This is a genomic window from Halopenitus persicus (genome assembly GCF_900107205.1).
GTDB classification, from domain to species: domain Archaea; phylum Halobacteriota; class Halobacteria; order Halobacteriales; family Haloferacaceae; genus Halopenitus; species Halopenitus persicus.
Map to the genome: position 1 here is coordinate 1 of NZ_FNPC01000002.1, position 15,172 is coordinate 15,172.

The 15,172-nt window shown below is 69.3% G+C and carries 15 protein-coding genes, 1 tRNA gene and 2 rRNA genes; 13 read left to right on the forward strand and 5 right to left on the reverse strand.

Annotated elements, in window-relative coordinates; all coding sequences use genetic code 11:
- The 4 genes from BLV25_RS17630 to BLV25_RS03065 form a co-directional block, all read left to right on the forward strand.
- Positions 1-1,523, forward strand: a 23S ribosomal RNA gene (locus tag BLV25_RS17630); the annotation flags it as partial.
- Positions 1,524-1,666: 143 nt separating this feature from the next.
- Positions 1,667-1,788 (forward strand): 5S ribosomal RNA (rrf, locus tag BLV25_RS03055).
- 271 nt (positions 1,789-2,059) lie between these two features.
- Positions 2,060-2,135, forward strand: a tRNA-Cys gene (locus tag BLV25_RS03060).
- Between the two features lie 118 nt (positions 2,136-2,253).
- Positions 2,254-2,715, forward strand: a complete 462-nt coding sequence (locus BLV25_RS03065) for a hypothetical protein (protein ID WP_092730779.1) — start codon at positions 2,254-2,256, stop codon at positions 2,713-2,715.
- A gap of 32 nt (positions 2,716-2,747) precedes the next feature.
- Here BLV25_RS03065 and BLV25_RS03070 read toward each other — a convergent pair whose 3' ends face one another.
- A complete protein-coding gene (locus BLV25_RS03070) occupies positions 2,748-3,506 on the reverse strand; it encodes an FkbM family methyltransferase (RefSeq protein WP_092730781.1) in 759 nt (252 codons plus the stop codon).
- A gap of 293 nt (positions 3,507-3,799) precedes the next feature.
- Here BLV25_RS03070 and BLV25_RS03075 point away from each other — a divergent pair, with 293 nt between their 5' ends.
- The 6 genes from BLV25_RS03075 (at position 3,800) to BLV25_RS03100 (ending at position 8,697) form a co-directional block, all read left to right on the forward strand.
- The gene (locus tag BLV25_RS03075) at positions 3,800-4,183 is read left to right on the forward strand and encodes a hypothetical protein (protein WP_092730783.1); all 384 of its coding nucleotides are present in this window, start codon (positions 3,800-3,802) and stop codon (positions 4,181-4,183) included.
- Positions 4,184-4,189: 6 nt separating this feature from the next.
- Positions 4,190-4,960 (forward strand): CDP-alcohol phosphatidyltransferase family protein, encoded by a 771-nt coding sequence (locus tag BLV25_RS03080; protein ID WP_021072941.1) that lies wholly within the window; start codon positions 4,190-4,192, stop codon positions 4,958-4,960.
- A gap of 189 nt (positions 4,961-5,149) precedes the next feature.
- Positions 5,150-6,163 carry a zinc-dependent alcohol dehydrogenase gene (locus BLV25_RS03085; RefSeq protein WP_092730785.1) on the forward strand — a complete coding sequence of 338 codons (1,014 nt, stop codon included), beginning with the start codon at positions 5,150-5,152 and terminating at the stop codon, positions 6,161-6,163.
- Positions 6,164-6,237: 74 nt separating this feature from the next.
- A complete protein-coding gene (locus BLV25_RS03090; RefSeq protein WP_092730787.1) occupies positions 6,238-6,615 on the forward strand; it encodes a 6-pyruvoyl trahydropterin synthase family protein in 378 nt (125 codons plus the stop codon).
- A 1-nt stretch (position 6,616) separates the two neighbouring features.
- On the forward strand, positions 6,617-7,822 hold the full coding sequence (locus BLV25_RS03095; protein WP_092730789.1) for a glycosyltransferase family 4 protein: 1,206 nt from the start codon (positions 6,617-6,619) through the stop codon (positions 7,820-7,822).
- A complete protein-coding gene (locus tag BLV25_RS03100) occupies positions 7,819-8,697 on the forward strand; it encodes a class I SAM-dependent methyltransferase (protein WP_092731218.1) in 879 nt (292 codons plus the stop codon). The genes BLV25_RS03095 and BLV25_RS03100 overlap by 4 nt, the downstream gene beginning before the upstream one ends.
- Before the next feature lie 190 nt (positions 8,698-8,887).
- Here BLV25_RS03100 and BLV25_RS03105 read toward each other — a convergent pair whose 3' ends face one another.
- A complete protein-coding gene (locus tag BLV25_RS03105) occupies positions 8,888-9,388 on the reverse strand; it encodes a DUF7858 family protein (RefSeq protein WP_021072936.1) in 501 nt (166 codons plus the stop codon).
- A gap of 193 nt (positions 9,389-9,581) precedes the next feature.
- Here BLV25_RS03105 and BLV25_RS03110 point away from each other — a divergent pair, with 193 nt between their 5' ends.
- Positions 9,582-10,481 carry a transcription initiation factor IIB gene (locus BLV25_RS03110; RefSeq protein WP_021072935.1) on the forward strand — a complete coding sequence of 300 codons (900 nt, stop codon included), beginning with the start codon at positions 9,582-9,584 and terminating at the stop codon, positions 10,479-10,481.
- 53 nt (positions 10,482-10,534) lie between these two features.
- Here BLV25_RS03110 and BLV25_RS03115 read toward each other — a convergent pair whose 3' ends face one another.
- The 3 genes from BLV25_RS03115 to BLV25_RS03125 form a co-directional block, all read right to left on the reverse strand.
- Positions 10,535-11,260, reverse strand: coding sequence for an AAA family ATPase (locus tag BLV25_RS03115; protein WP_092730791.1), 726 nt, complete (start codon positions 11,258-11,260; stop codon positions 10,535-10,537).
- Between the two features lie 69 nt (positions 11,261-11,329).
- Positions 11,330-11,749, reverse strand: a complete 420-nt coding sequence (locus tag BLV25_RS03120; RefSeq protein ID WP_021072933.1) for an HIT family protein — start codon at positions 11,747-11,749, stop codon at positions 11,330-11,332.
- Between the two features lie 142 nt (positions 11,750-11,891).
- Positions 11,892-12,893, reverse strand: a complete 1,002-nt coding sequence (locus BLV25_RS03125) for a PrsW family intramembrane metalloprotease (RefSeq protein WP_092730793.1) — start codon at positions 12,891-12,893, stop codon at positions 11,892-11,894.
- Positions 12,894-13,053: 160 nt separating this feature from the next.
- Between BLV25_RS03125 and BLV25_RS03130 the strand changes: the two genes are divergently transcribed.
- Both BLV25_RS03130 and BLV25_RS03135 read left to right on the forward strand, forming a co-directional pair.
- On the forward strand, positions 13,054-13,428 hold the full coding sequence (locus BLV25_RS03130; RefSeq protein WP_021072931.1) for a DUF7532 family protein: 375 nt from the start codon (positions 13,054-13,056) through the stop codon (positions 13,426-13,428).
- Entirely contained in the window at positions 13,425-15,047 is a 1,623-nt protein-coding gene (locus tag BLV25_RS03135) for a DUF402 domain-containing protein (RefSeq protein WP_092730795.1), read from the forward strand. The genes BLV25_RS03130 and BLV25_RS03135 overlap by 4 nt, the downstream gene beginning before the upstream one ends.
- The last annotated feature ends 125 nt before the right edge of the window (positions 15,048-15,172 follow it).

Consider the following 15,172-nt stretch of genomic DNA (forward strand, 5'->3'; position numbering starts at 1 on the left):
GACGGCCTGATGAGCAAGGGTTCCTCGGCACTGTCAATCAGCCGAGGGTTAGCCGATCCTAAGTCCCCCCGTAAGTCGACGGGGACAACGGGAAACTGGTTAATATTCCAGTGCCATCACGCAACAAAAGTCAACACCGCGGAAAACATCGAGCCGGGCCTTCGCCCGGTCGAATCGGAGAAGCTCGTGGACGCCGTCACGGCAAGAAGCGAGCGAAGCCCGAGACAGGGCAAGTCGATGGTATCCGGGGTCCGTGAAACGACGAGCGTGATGATCGTACCGAGATCCGACACAGGTGCTCTCCCAGCGAAAGGGAAGGCCCGTCGGGAGAACCGACGTTAGGGAATTCGGCAAGTTAGTCCCGTACCTTCGGAAGAAGGGATGCCTGCTTTGGAGAAAGCAGGTCGCAGTGACTCGGGCGCTCCGACTGTCTAGTAACAACACAGGTGACCGCAAATCCGCAAGGACTCGTACGGTCACTGAATCCTGCCCAGTGCGGGTATCTGAACACCTCGTACAAGAGGACGAAGGACCCGTCAACGGCGGGGGTAACTATGACCCTCTTAAGGTAGCGTAGTACCTTGCCGCTTCAGTAGCGGCTTGCATGAATGGATAAACGAGAGCGCCACTGTCCCAACGTTGGACCCGGTGAACTGTACGTTCCAGTGCGGAGTCTGGAGACCCCCAAGGGGAAGCGAAGACCCTATAGAGCTTTACTGCAGGCTGTCGCTGAGACGTGGTCGCTACTGTGCAGCATAGGTAGGAGCCGTTACACAGGTACCCGCGCTAGCGGGCCACCGAGGCAGCATTGAAATACTACCCGGTAGTGACTGCGACTCTCACTCCTGGCGGAGGACACCGGTAGCCGGGCAGTTTGACTGGGGCGGTACGCGCTCGAAAAGATATCGAGCGCGCCCGAAGATCTCCTCACCCGGGTCGGGAACCCGGGGAAGAGCGCAAGAGCACACGGAGGTCTGACAGTGTCATTCCCAACGAGTGACGCTGACGCGAAAGCGTGGTCTAGCGAACCTACGAGGCTCCGGAATGGGGCCCGTAGATGACAGAAAAGCTACCTTAGGGATAACAGAGTCGTCACCCGCAAGAGCACATATCGACCGGGTGGCTTGCTACCTCGATGTCGGTTCCCTCCATCCTGCCCGTGCAGAAGCGGGCAAGGGTGAGGTTGTTCGCCTATTAAAGGAGGTCGTGAGCTGGGTTTAGACCGTCGTGAGACAGGTCGGCTGCTATCTATTGGGGGTGTGAGGTACCTGACGTGAACGGTCGTATAGTACGAGAGGAACTACGATTGGTCGCCACTGGTGTACCGGTTGTTCGAGAGAGCAGATGCCGGGTAGCCACGCGACACGGGGTAAGAGCTGAACGCATCTAAGCTCGAAACCCACATGGAAACGAGGTACCGTAGAGGTCCCGCCTAGAAGAGGCGGTAGATAGACTCGGGGTGTACGCACCAAGGCAACGAGGTGTTAAGCCCACGAGCACTAACAGACCAAGCCACAGTCATACGCGTCCACGCACGGACGCCGAGTTCAGGCGGTAACTGGATCGCACGTACACACGGTCGTCACGCTCTACACGAGCAAGACGGACCACTGACGCGGGAGACGACGCGTCGGCGTCGTCCCGGTTCGACTCCGGGAGTCAGCATGAAGGCGGCCACAGCGGCAGGGAAAGACCCGTACCCATTCCGAACACGGAAGTGAAGCCTGCCAGCGTATCACCGAGTACTGGAGTGGGAGACCCTCTGGGAGAGGTGGTTCGCCGCCTGCCCACTCATACTTTCAGCATTCATTCGCACGGCCAGTGACGACTCCAAGCACGCTCTCCGATACCGATAGCCAAAACCGGAGAGAACGGCACGTCCGAGCATCCGCGTCCATCCCACACCACCACACCCGAACGTGAACGATCCCGAGTGGCGACGCCATCCCGGCCGGTCGCATCACGGTGGGCCGGCGCGCTCGATGCGGACGGCGTCGACGATGGGTCCGTGATGGTGGACCGCTAGGCTTAAGCGCGCGACGTGGCTACGACCGGACGCGCCAAGGTGGCAGAGTTCGGTCAGACGCAGCGGCCTGCAGAGCCGCCCAACGCCGGTTCAAATCCGGCCCTTGGCTTGCTCAGTTTTCGGTTCGGACCACGGAGAACGCCGTTGCCCCATCGCAGGGCGTTGCGGTCGGCGGTTCGGCGCGACGGGTTAACGAGTCACCATCCCGAACCGTCACTCGACCGGCAATGCTCTTCCCGACACACGTCGTCGCGGGCTACGTCGTGGGCTACGGGCGCCGACTACCGCCCGTTCCGGCGGCGGCCGGCGCCGCGCTCCCGGACCTGATCGACAAGCCCCTCGCCATGGGTGGCGTCGTCGGGATCTACCAGTCGGTGGGCCACTCCGCGCTCGTTCTCGCGGCGTTGCTGCCGGTCGTCCTGTGCGGACGTGCCTGGCTCGCGGCCTGGCTGGGCTGGGCGTCACATCTCGTCCTTGATGCCGTTCATATGGCCGTCAACGCCCGTCCGGGGGACGCGGTCGTCCTGCTGTGGCCAGTCGTCGTGCGGGAGTCCTCGCTGGGGCTCGGTCCCGTCCCGTTTTTCCGGCACTATCTCCGGACCCCGGGGATCCTCCTCGACGTCTCGATCTGGATCGCGTTCGGATACGTCGTTCGCCGGCAGTATGCCGCCGCCGGAACCGCTTCGTGACGCCCGACCGATGCTCGGTCACCGTCAGGGAGTCACTCCCGCGGCTCGCACCGCCAGAACCGGTCGCGTTCGTCGACGACGTAGCCGGCCGCCTCGAGCTCCTCACGGACGGCCGCGGTTCGATCCCCGGAGAGCGCTTCCCGATGGACCTCGAGGAACACGTCCGGCCGATGGGTTCGAAGGGTCTCGCGGGCGCCGCGGAGGACGGCCGCGCCGGTTCCCTCCACGTCGATCTTGAGAACGTCGGGTGCCGGCCGGTCGCGGATCTCCTCGTCGAGGCGTCGAACCCGGACGGAGTCCGTCGCGGCCACGCTCGCTCCCCACCGCGTCGCGCTCTCGCGGTCGAAGCTCGAGAGCTCGGGGTACGTCGAGACGTAGAACCGGCGACATCCGGCGGTTGCGCCCAAGCCGACCGGGCGGATCGTCACCCGATCGCCGCAGTCGTTGCGCTCGCAGTTGGCCCGCAAGCGCTCGATGGTCGGCGGGGCCGGCTCGTAGGCGATCACGCGACGGTCGGGGCCGCCGGCCGCGACCGCGAGGGCGTACACGCCGACGTTCGCCCCGACGTCGTAGACCACGTCGTCCGCCTCGCAGCGTGCGCAGATCGCCCGAAGCATCTCCTGGCGGCCGTGGCGATTGTACAGTTCGTAGGTCCGAATCCGGCCGCCGGGCGTCGCCCGGGACGCAGCGAACAGGCGGCGATCGTAGTTCCAGCCCACGACGCGGTCGTAGGTTCCGTAGCGGCGCCGCTCGAGCCACGTCCGAATCCGGTCGAGTGCGCCGTCCGTCACGTCCGGATCCAGGGGATGGACTGACTTGCCGATTGCGCACGATGGGTTCGTGACCGGCACCGGCGGGGACACGCTTCTGGTGAACTCCTCACCCCTGCCCGTTCCCTTACGCGGTGCGCTCGGTCGCTCCTCGAGGTCGGGGTCCCCACGCTCCCGGATGGTGATCGCTGCTCGTCCCCGCAGTCCGGTTGGATCGCGTCCACGTATCGGGGCCGGACGTCGCGCCGACGTCACCGTGCACACCCGTGATCTCGGGGCAAGCAATATCCGTGCGGGGAGCGACCGGACTGGGTATGGACCCGGTTGGCGCTCGCCTCGACCTCGAATCCCTGGATCGACTCCACCGGCTCGGGATCGGGTTGGCCGCGGTGACGGGCGTGATCCATCTGCTATTGGGGCTCGGCGCGCCGACGACGCCGCTGGGAGCGGCGTCGATCCTTGCGGGGATCGGCTACGCCGTGGCGATCGGCCTCGTTCTGGTCGGGTACCGCCGACGGCTGGTTGCCGCGATCGGGATCGGCTACGTCGGCAGCCAGGTCGTCCTCTGGTACGTGATCAATCGGCCATCGTCGCTGGCGGCCGTCTCGCCGGCCGCGATGGTTGACAAGCCGGTTCAGCTGTTGCTGATCGCCGTCTGCGTCGCGATCGTGCGACGAAGCGGATCTGCGGGGGAGTGACCGGTCGTGACTGGGGGACGTCTCGCTCGCGTCGATCCGCTCGCTGCGAGCCTCCTCACCTCGGTCGGGGGCGTCGTGGGCTGGCTCGCCGTGGTCGGCGTCCTGGAGTCGGGTGATCTCGCGGTTCCGTTCCCGCTTCCGTTCCCGTTCCTTGTGGCAGTAACCGGCCTTCTCGTGTTGCAAGCGACGGTGCTTGTGGCCGTCTACCGCCCCGATGCCGTGGCTGGCGGACGCCCCCCGTTCACGCCGCCGACGGCACTCACGGTGGTTCGTGGCGGCGCGATCGCCGTTCTCGCCGGATTCCTCCTTGCGTCCCCGGATGTCACCGGCTGGACGGCCGCCCTCCTCTATGCCGCCGCTGCCGGCCTCGACGCGGTCGACGGCTTCCTTGCTCGGGCGACGGGGACGGTCACCGACCTGGGCGCGCGGCTCGACACCGAGATGGACGCGTTGGGGATGCTCGTCGGCGCCGCCGTGGCGATCTCGTTCGGTATGGCACCCGCGGTCTACCTGCTCGTCGGCCTGGCGCGCTACGTCTTCATCGCCGGGCTCGTGGGACGCCGGTGGCGCGGGAACCCCGTCAGCGAGTTGCCCGAGAGTCGCCTGCGGCGGCTCAACGCCGGTGGACAGATGGCCGTGCTGATCGTCCTGCTTGCTCCCTGGCCGGGAACGGCCGCGTCGCGTCCGCTCGCGACCGTCGCTATGGTGCCGTTTCTGCTCGTCTTCGGTCGGGACTGGTTGCTTGCCACCGGCCGCCGCGAGGGCCCGGTTCGGTGAGGTCGGATCGGTTCGGTGAGGTCGGATCGGTTCGGTCAGCTCGGACTGCCCCGGTGACGTCGGGGGAATTCCTAAGAGACTCCCGTGTGTATCGTTTATCGTAATGGTATCATTCCGCACTGTCGGCGCTCGACCCGGGGATCGACCGGTCCCGGATTCGACGACCGCGTGCTCGTTGGACGTCGAGGTATGAGTGCTCGAACCGTCTATTTCACCGGCGACGAAGCGGTCGAGGTCAAACGCGAATCCGTGCCCGAGGTGACGCCGGAGACGGTCCTGGTCGAGACGACGTACTCGGGCATCAGCGCCGGAACGGAGGGACTGGTCTACAGGGGAGACGTCCCCACCCCGCTGCAGTCGACGGGACCGGTCAAGCCGCTCGCCGACGACTTCACGTATCCCGTCGCCTACGGCTACGCGACGGTCGGACGCGTCGTCGCCGTCGGCGAGGCGATCGATGACGACTGGCTCGACGAGCGCGTGTTCGCCTACGCGCCGCACAGCAGCCACGTCCGCGTGTCACCGACGGAACTCGTTCGCGTTCCCGAATCGGTGCCGTCCGAACGGGCGCCGCTGTTCGCCAACGTCGAGACCGCGGTGACGCTCGCCCTCGACGCGAACCCGGCGATCGGCGAGCGCGTCGCGATCTTCGGCCAGGGGGTCGTCGGCGTGCTCGTGACGGGGCTGCTCGCCGGCTCCTCCCTGACCGACCTCGTGGCGGTTGAGCCGTTGTCCGCGCGCCGGGAGCGCGCACGCAGTATGGGGGCAACCCACGCCGTTCCGCCGGACACGAGCGATCCCGGGCGGGCGATCCGGGAGGCGATCGACGAGCGCGTCGATTGCTGCGTCGAGGTGTCCGGCAACCCGAACGCCTTGGAGAGCGCGATCGCCGCGACGCGATACGATGGCCGCGTGGTCGTCGGTTCGTGGTACGGCACGAAGCCCGTCGACCTCCCGCTTGGCGGTCGGTTCCACCGCAATCGGATCGACATCGAAAGCAGCCAGGTCAGCACCATCGCACCGCGGTATCGCGGCCGGTGGTCCCGCGATCGACGCCGCCAGGTGGCCTGGAACCGGCTCGAATCGCTCCCGGTCGATGATCTGATCACCCACCGAATTCCGGTCGAGGAGGCCGACCGCGCCTACGAGTTGCTCGCCGAGCATCCACGGGACGTCGGGCAGGTGTTGCTCGTCTACGAGTAGGGAGAACGACCCGTCACCGGCCGGGCCCTGACGACCGACCGCACGTTTTTGCCGTCTGAGTCCCACGGTATCATATGTACAGCCTCTCGGTTTCGCGGTCGTTCGTGGCCCAGCACTACCTCACGGTGCCCGACCCCGGCGCTGAGGGTGAGACCCATTCCCACCACTTCACCGTCGAAACGACCTTCGAAGCGCCGACGCTCGACGAGTACGGCTACGTGCTCGACGTCGACGCTCTCGAGGCGGCCCTGGACGAGACGTTCGCCCGTTTTCGCGACGAACTGTTGAACGAGCTGCCGGGATTCGAGGGGATGAACCCGAGCGCCGAGCGTCTCGCCCGGAACTTTGGAGACGAGTTGCTGGCGCGGGTCGACGCGAGCAACGCGACCGAACTCACGGTCGCCGTCCAGGAGGACGACGTGGCGACCGCCGCGCACACGCGGGACCTGTGAGATGCACGTCGGGCTGGTGGTCTACGACGGTCTCGACGAACGGTCGGGCGGCTACCGATACGACCGTCAGTTGGTCTCGTACCTGCGCGAACGGGGCGACGACGTCGAGGTGATCGCCCTCCCCCGAAGGGGGACGCTCGGGACGGCCCGGCTCGCGTTCTCGCCGTCGATCCGGCGTGCGCTCGATCGACCGTTCGACGTCCTCCTTCAGGACGCGCTCTGTGAGGACGTTCTCTGGCACCACAATCGACGCCTGACCGACCCCGATTCCGTCGTCGCGATCGTCCACCTCTTGCGGTCGGCCACGGTGGGGACGGCCCCTCGATCGCCGTGGCGGTGGCTCGAGCGGCGCTATCTGCGGACGGTGGACGGCGTGGTCTGTCCCAGCGCCGCCACGCGCGCCGCGACGGGAACCCTTGCTCCGACGCCCGCCGCCGTCGCCTATCCGGCCGGCAGACACGAGGGGCGGGCGACCGACCGCGCGACCGTCCGGTCGCGGGCGACCGACGCGCCGCTCACCATCACCTTCGTGGGCAACGTCGTTCCACGGAAGGGGGTGTTGACCGTGTTGGATGCGCTGACGGACCTCGCCGGCGACTGGCGGGCCACGATCGTCGGGGATCTCGACGCCGATCCGGCGCACGCACGGACCGTTCGGCGGGCGGTCGACCGTCACGACGCCTCGTCCCGGATCGAGATCCTGGGCGGGGTTTCGGACGACCGGCTGGCAACGGTGCTCGCGGAGGCGCACGTTCTTGCGGTCCCCGCCCGCCGGGAGTCGTTCGGGATGGTCTACTTGGAGGCGATGGAGTACGGCACGGTTCCGGTCGCGACGACCGTCGGCGGGCCACCCGAGTTCGTGGTCGACGGATACAACGGCAGGCTCGTCCCGCCCCGCGATCCGGCGGCGCTTCGAACGGCGCTCCGGGGATTGCTGGCGGATCGTGAGACGCTCGCGTCGCTGGGTGAAGGAGCCCTCGAGACGGCCAGGGACCACTCCACTTGGGGGGATTCCATGGGGCGAGTGCGACGGTTCCTCCGGTCCCGCGTCGAGGACGACGTGACGGCACCGCCCGCCGTGACGGCGCCGGCCGAGCGAGTATCCGGGACCGCGGCGACGCGTTCCGCGGCCGCGGCGACGCGTTCCGCGGCCGCCGGTCGGGCGGACGAGTCGGGGGACCCCGACGATGGGTGCCGGCGCCGATGAGCGATCCCGACTATCTCACGGCAAAGCGCACGGTCGACGACCGTGCGCTCAACGCTCGCGTCTTCGATGCGTTCGTGACCGCACTGCGTGAGGCGGCCGCGGACGGTCCCGTGTCGGTTCTCGACGTCGGAGCGGGGACCGGAACGATGGTCGTCCGACTCGCCGAACGTGGAGTCCTGCCCTCGCGCGTCACCTATCGGATGGTCGATCGCGACCCGGCCCACGTGGCGGCTGCACGCACGCACGTTCCGGAGCGGCTCGCTGCCGCCGGGTATCGCATCGAGGCGGACGAGGAGGGGATCGTCGCCACGCGCGACGGCGACCGACTCACCGTCCGCTTCGAAGCGGCCGACGCGTTCGCGATCGACGCGAGTGCGGACGTCTGTATCGCGATGGCCGTCCTCGACCTTATGGATCCATCGCCGGCGCTTGAGGGACTGACCAGCCACCTCGTGCCCGGCGGCGTCCTGTACGCACCGATAGTCTTCGACGGTGGGACCGGATTCCTTCCGGCCCATCCCGACGACCCGGCGATCGAGCGGGCGTACCATCGACATATGGCCGAGGTCCGTGACGGGGGCGGACCACGCGTCGGACGACGGCTCCCGTCGACCGCTTCCGACGTCGGCGGCGAGGTCGTCGACGTCGGCGGGTCGACCCAGGTGATCCGTCCGCGGAACGGCTCCTATCCCGCCCGCGAGGACGTCGTGTTGTCCCGACTGTTGGAGACCGTCACGGAGGCGGTCCGGGAGGTCCCGGACGGGGCCGTCACTCCGGAAACGATCGATGAGTGGCTGGCAGTTAGACGTGACCAGCTGGACCGGGCGAGGCTCTCGTTCGTGGCACACAACCTCGACGTGCTGGTCCGAACGTGACTCGGACGGGGGGCGGGAAGCGTCTTCGGACGGGAGTCGTCTTTCGATCTGGAGTCGCCTTCGGAGGACCGTTTTCCGCGGCGAACGGTGTCCGTATCACTTTTCGGACGGCTCCGTCGGGAGACCGCTGCGGTTCGTTGCACATCGATGCTACCGCAGCCGGTCGGTCGCTACCGCAGCCGGTCGGTCGCTACCGCAGCTCGTCGGGCGTCTCGACCGATCCGCCGAGCGCGTCGGAGCCGGGCTCCACCGCGGTCGCGCTCGTGACCGCGTCGGCGATCTCGGGGATCGGGTCGTGGGTCTCGATGTAGACGGTGAGCGCGACCGCGGCCTCGTCGCCGCCCGCGAGCGCGACCGCCTCGTCCCTCGTGATCCGGCCCGCGAGCCAATCGCGAACGACGTCGCGGCGCGTGGGTGCCAGCGGGCAGACGCCGGCGACGCCACAGCGGTGAAGCGCCTTGGCCGCCGTCATCGGCGCCACGGCGGCCTCCCGGGCGGCGTCGCCGACGCTCGCGCCCGCGGTGTACGCCTCGACCAGCGTCGCGACCGCGGCGGGGGTACACGGCAACGATGCGGCGTGTGGCCGTGCTCGTTCCGCGAGCTCGACGCCCGTGTCGTCGACGACCGCCGCACCCCGGTCGTGCTGTTCGGCCGTCACCTCGATCCCGGCCGCGATCTCCGATAGTGTCACACCACCCCGTTCCGCGACACGCGCCTTAAATATATCCGTTCTAACGGCGGAATTATCGCGGATCGGGGGGCGACAGCGGATCCGCCGCCGGGAAACCGACCGGCCACCGGTCGGTTCGATCCGCCGATGGACGGTGTGGTCGGGCGATTCGACCCGCCTTTAAGTAAGGCATCGGGCCCAAGGTTCGGGTGTGATGAGTCAGACCCAGTCGACTCAGGTGAGTGAGAGCGGGTGTCCGGAGTGTGGCGGTCGCGTGCGCGCCGACGGCACCGAAACCGTCTGTACCGACTGCGGGCTCGTCGTCGGCGAGCACCGCATCGACCACGGGCCAGAGTGGCGCTCCTTCTCGGAGGACGACACGAATCCGGAGCGAACCGGCGCGCCGCGAACGCGGGCACGCCACGACCGCGGTCTCTCGACCGAGATCGGCCGTCCGACGCGTACGACGGCACGCAAGCGCCGTCGCTTCGCGCGGTTGCGGACCCACCACAACCGGGCGCAGATCGGATCGAAGCGGGACCGGAACCGCGTGTACGCCTTCACGGAGATCCGACGGCTGTGTGACGTGCTCGGGGTGCCCGAGGCCATCCGCGATCAGGCGTGCGTGCTCTTCGAGTCCGCCCAGGACGCCGACCTCCTTCGGGGACGCTCCATCGAGGGGTTCGCCGCGGCGAGCGTCTACGCGGCCGCCCGCGCCGCGAACGTCTCGCGGACGGTTCCGGAGGTGTGTTCGGCCGCGAAGGCGTCGACCGACGAACACCACGCCGCCTTCGACGCGATGAACCGCGAGCTCGGGTTGCCGATCGGCGCGGTCCATCCGGCGGAGTACCTCGCCCGGTTCGCCTCCCGGCTCGACTGCGCGTCGGACGTCGAGTCACGCGCCCGCGAGCTGGCGGAAACGGCCGTCGAGGCGGGGCTCGTCGGCGGCAAGAATCCGAGCGGCGTCGCGGCCGCCTGTCTGTACACCGCGGGCCGCGAGCACGACGCGGAACTCACGCAGCAGGCGGCGGCGGACGTCGCCGACGTGACGCCCGTCACCGTTCGAAACACCTACGTGGATCTTCGCGACCGGCTCGAGACGGCGATCGAGTAGCGTCTCCGCGTTTCGATCCGCCGAGTCCGATCTCTCGGAAGCGAATCGGGACGCTATCGAAACCGGTTGAGGACGCCCGTGCCCTCGCCGCCCGCGGCGAGCGTGGCCTCGAAACAGACCTCGAAGCCGGTCGCGATCGCCCGGCCGTACGCGTCCCCGTTGGGCCGGACGGTCGGCCGTGTGACCGGTTCCGACTCGGCGGTCGGGAGGTCGACGTCGGCGGCCGGGAGGGATCCGCGCGTCGCGACCGTCGCGTCGACGCGTTCGCCGACGTCCTGCACCCGGCCCCGAAGCCGTTCGAGGGCATCGCGTCCGTGGACGGTGGCCGGCGTCACCGCCGCGATCCGGTCGGCTGCGGTCACGGATGCAACCGCCTGGTTCGAGGCGACCGGCGGGGCGTCAACGACCACGTGGTCGACCTCCTCGGCAGCCGCCTCGATCAGCGACGCCAGCCCCTCCGCCGCGTCGACACCCTTCGCCCGCGCGATGCGTTCGAACGGCGCGGACGCGGGCACGAGCCGCACCGCCCCGTCCCAGTCGCCATCGACCGCGTACGCCGCGGGGTCGGGATCCTCGGTCCGCCCCTCGGTCACGAGCGTCGTGACGTCCGGATCGATCCGGCCGGAGACGTACTCCGAGAGCCCCTGCGTCGCGTAGGCGGCGTCGATAACGACGACCTCGCGGCCGTCGATCGCGCCCATCGCCGCCAGCTCCACCGCGGTCCGCGTCGTTCCCGCGCCGCCGGTCGCGCCCACCAGCGCGAGCGTCGTCTCGCCCATACGCACCCGCGGCTCGTCCGGGGGTTAAATACGTCGGATCGATCGAGGAAACAACTGCCGTCAGCCGGCTCACTCGCGGATCGCTTCGGCGACGGCGTCGAGTTCGTCGTCGTCGAGGTCGGGGCGCTCGCCGGCCACGGCGTGGATCGGCGCGCCGCCGTCGCCCTCGAACCGGGGGACGATGTGAACGTGAACGTGCGGGACCTCCTGGCCGGCCGCCGCGCCGTCGTTGATCCCGACGTTGGCGCCGTCCGCGTCCACGGCGGCCTGCACGCGGGGGGTCAACTCGGCGACGACGTCGAAGACCGCCCCCGAGAGGTCGGCGGGGAGGTCGCCGACGTGCTCGTGGTGGGCCTTCGGAATGACGAGCGTGTGTCCCCGTGCCAGCGGGTTCGCGTCCAGGAACGCGAGCACGTCGTCGGTCTCCGCCACGGTTCGAGCCGGGATGTCGCCGTCGACGATCGAACAGAAGATGCAGTCGTCCGACATACGCGATCGGTTTGCGTCCGCGAGTATCAAGGTTTCCCGTCGACGGATCCGAGGTCGGGGTCGAGGGCGTTCCGACCGGCCTCGAGGGAGCACCGGCTTCGGGGGGAGTACCGGCCTCGGGGGGAGTACCGGCCGCGTGCCGTCACTCCTCGAACTCGGTCAGCTCGGGGTCGGTCTCCCGGTCGATCTCGGCGTGCACCGTCCGGTAGGTCTCGCGGTAGCGCCAGATCTTCCGCAGGAGGACGAAGCCGAAGATCCCGTCGAAGACGAGCACGTAGACGACCAGCGACGGAAGCGACCCCAGTCCCGTCACCGCGCCGATCAGCCCGGTGCCGATCCCGACCGTCGAGTTGTACGTCGCGTGGATCACGGCCGCGATCGCGATCCCCTTCAGGACGATCGGCCCCCGGTGTTCGGGGTTGAACTTCGCGAGTCCGAGGTAGTAGCCGGCGAACGCGGAGTAGATGACGTGTCCCGGCCCGGCGAACGCGCGGACCGCCGCGATCCCGTCGCCCGCGCCGAGGATCGCCAGGCTGATCCCCATCTCCACGGCGTCGACGTTCCGCGAGATGTACAGCAGGTTCTCGATCGTCGCGAACCCCAGCCCCGCGACCGCGCCGTAGACGGCGCCGTCGATCACGGCGTCGAACCGGACGTCGGTGTAGGCGTACAGCCGCACCGCCAGCAGCTTGACGGTCTCCTCGACCGGTCCGACGACGAGGAAGAAGAAGACCACCTGGCTGATGCCGACGAAGGGGCCGAACAGGCTCGTGACCGCGGAGTTGAGCACCGCCGCGAACGTCGCGGTCAACACCGCAAGCAGGAACGTCGCCACCAAAAGCGCGAGCGGCTCGGTCGTCGTCACGTCGCTCGCCCGGACGTATCCGGCAAGCGCCGCGGCCGGCACGACCGACAGCACCGTGAGGATCCGGATCACCGGATCGGCGAACGCACCGAGGGCCCCGATACCGAGGAGGATCGCCGCGGCGAGCACGATCACGAACGCCTTCGTGCCCGTCGTCAGCGTCCAGTAGCCCGCGACCGCCGTGCGGTCGAGAAGCGTTCGCGGCTCCCAGGTCGCGACGTCGTAGAGGTCCCGCCCCGCGTCGTCCGCGCTCTCGATCGGATCCGTTCGATCTGGCATACGCGTCCCATCAACCGCGGGATAGTAAGGCCTTGCCACGCCGGCAGGTGGCCGTCCTCGCTCCGAGTAAGCACCCTCGCTCCGAGCGACAACCCTCGCTCCGAGTGGCTGCCCGTGACGAACCGCGAGGCTTCAAAAGCCCGCCGCCCCAACCGCGCGTATGCACTTCGATCAGCGCACGCAGCAGGCGCTTCGCGAGGCCGGTCTCGAGACCGACGCCATCCGGGAGGCGAGCGACCGCGTCGCCGAGCTGGTTCGGGAGGACGCCGCGGCGATCGAGTCGTTCTTCGGCGACGGCGGGACGTTTCACTCCGACATGGAGACCGCCCACGGCCCGGACGGGCCGACCGAGCACGCGGTCACCGGCGTCGATCTGTACACGCACGGCGGGGACCTCCGCGGTTACCTCTCGTTCGACTCCTGGGGCGTTCCCGTCGAGGACGGCCGCGTGCTCTCGCAGGACGTCGTGGAGCTGACGCTGGGCCCGACGGTTCACGACCGCGTCCGCTTCGCGCGGACGGTCGCGGACCTATGAACGTCCGCGTCCGCGGGATCTACGCGACCGCGCTCACGGCGGCGTTCGGCGACGCCGGCCACGACGTCGTCGATGCGTCCGCGCCCATCCGCGAGCGCTTCGCGGCGGAGTCGCTGCCCGACGCCCGCGGGCCCGCGCCCGTCGACGCCTCGGTTCGCACGACCGACGATCGACAGGGCGTCGGCGTCCACGGCGACGGCGAGGCGGTGGCGACCCTGACGGACCGGCTGCGCGAGGTCGGGATCGACGCGCTCGCCTGGCTCGACCCGGCCCCGCGCGGGGCCGTCTTCGACGGCGAGGTGACGGAGACGCTCGGCGGCGGGGCCGTCGTCCGGCTGGCCGACGGACCGGACGCCGTCCGGGCTCGGCTTTCGGGCACCGACGACACGGCCTCCGACGGCGCGTGGCCGGTCGCGGCGTCCGCGTCGTCCGACCTCGCGGTCGGCGGTCGCGGAGCGGTCGAGGGCTACCTCCCGTACGGCGAAACCGCGGACCGGATCACGGTCGGGGACGCGCTGCGCGTGCAGGTCCGCGAGCCCGCCCCGCCGTGGGACGACCGGCGGCCCGAACTCGGCGTCGACCTTCGCGTTCCGGGGCCGCTCGCGTCGCTCGTTCCCGGCGAGGGGACGCGCGTGGACGCCCGCGAGGAGGCGGCCGGCCGCGAGCTGGCCGGGATGGCCGACCTCCTCGGGCTGGAGCCGCCGGATGGGTGGGGGATCCGCTGGCACCGGCCGGCGGTCGACGCCGGGATGGACGCGCTGGAGGCGGGCCTCTCGCGGGCGATCGACCGGCTCGACGCGGTCGCCGCCGTTCGCGAGGCCGACGTCTCCGCGCCGCGGCCGCTTGCGGCACCGGTCGTCGGCGCCTGGGTCTGGTTCGGCCGCGAATCGCGGTTCGCCCTCGACGACCGGCGCCGCGCGGTGACGACGACGATGCCCGGCCATCACCGCGTGAAGGCCGGCTCGGATGGGGCAAGCGCCGGCGTCGACTTCGTCGAGGCGTTCTGCTCCCCCGAGACCCTCGCGTCGGGACCCGTCTCCGACGGCGACTCCGGAGCCGCCGAAACCGATGGGGACGAGGATACCGGCGAGGACGAGGATACCGGCGGGGACGACGTCGACTTCCCGTTCGGCGTCGTCACGGAGACGTTCGGTCCGCTCGTCGGCGACCGCGTCCGGATCGCCCACGGCAAGCCAGCCGGCCACCTCGTGGTGTTGGGCGACGGCGAGGTGACCGACCGCGACGCCGACGCGGGTCAGATCACCGTCGAGCGGGCGATGACCGCGGGCGGAACCTACGACGCGCTCGAGGTTCCCCGCGAGTCGGGCGACGTCGCGACGACGACGTTCACCGAGGGACGGTGGTGGTATCCGACCACCTACCGCGACGACGCGGGCGATCTGAAGGGAACCTATCTCAACGTCTGTACCCCGGTCGAGGTGTTCCCGGAGACGGTCCGCTACGTCGACCTCCACGTTGACGTGATCAAGCACGCCGACGGGACCGTCGAGCGCGTCGACGACGACGAGCTCGACGCCGCGGTCGCGGCGGGGACCGTCCCCGAGCCGCTGGCGGAGCGGGCCCGGTCGGTGGCCGCGTCGATCGAGAACGCGCTCTAGCTCGGCCGGCCGGGTGCGGTGTGAATGCCGGGAGGGGACGCGCCGAACCGAGACAGGGGCGAGCCGAACCGCAACGCCGACCGAGGTGGGGGGCGCGCCGCTCAAGTGTCTGCGCCGCCAACGAG

Excerpts from the sequence above, each read along its gene's own strand:
- BLV25_RS03075 (WP_092730783.1), top strand. The coding sequence starts at position 3,800 with ATGGACCCGGTTGGCGCTCGCCTCGACCTCGAATCCCTGGATCGACTC.
- BLV25_RS03120 (WP_021072933.1), bottom strand. The coding sequence starts at position 11,749 with ATGTCGGACGACTGCATCTTCTGTTCGATCGTCGACGGCGACATCCCG.
- BLV25_RS03115 (WP_092730791.1), bottom strand. The coding sequence starts at position 11,260 with ATGGGCGAGACGACGCTCGCGCTGGTGGGCGCGACCGGCGGCGCGGGA.
- BLV25_RS03100 (WP_092731218.1), top strand. The coding sequence starts at position 7,819 with ATGAGCGATCCCGACTATCTCACGGCAAAGCGCACGGTCGACGACCGT.
- BLV25_RS03065 (WP_092730779.1), top strand. The coding sequence starts at position 2,254 with ATGCTCTTCCCGACACACGTCGTCGCGGGCTACGTCGTGGGCTACGGG.
- BLV25_RS03110 (WP_021072935.1), top strand. The coding sequence starts at position 9,582 with ATGAGTCAGACCCAGTCGACTCAGGTGAGTGAGAGCGGGTGTCCGGAG.
- BLV25_RS03135 (WP_092730795.1), top strand. The coding sequence starts at position 13,425 with ATGAACGTCCGCGTCCGCGGGATCTACGCGACCGCGCTCACGGCGGCG.
- BLV25_RS03130 (WP_021072931.1), top strand. The coding sequence starts at position 13,054 with ATGCACTTCGATCAGCGCACGCAGCAGGCGCTTCGCGAGGCCGGTCTC.
- BLV25_RS03095 (WP_092730789.1), top strand. The coding sequence starts at position 6,617 with ATGCACGTCGGGCTGGTGGTCTACGACGGTCTCGACGAACGGTCGGGC.
- BLV25_RS03090 (WP_092730787.1), top strand. The coding sequence starts at position 6,238 with ATGTACAGCCTCTCGGTTTCGCGGTCGTTCGTGGCCCAGCACTACCTC.
- BLV25_RS03125 (WP_092730793.1), bottom strand. The coding sequence starts at position 12,893 with ATGCCAGATCGAACGGATCCGATCGAGAGCGCGGACGACGCGGGGCGG.
- BLV25_RS03085 (WP_092730785.1), top strand. The coding sequence starts at position 5,150 with ATGAGTGCTCGAACCGTCTATTTCACCGGCGACGAAGCGGTCGAGGTC.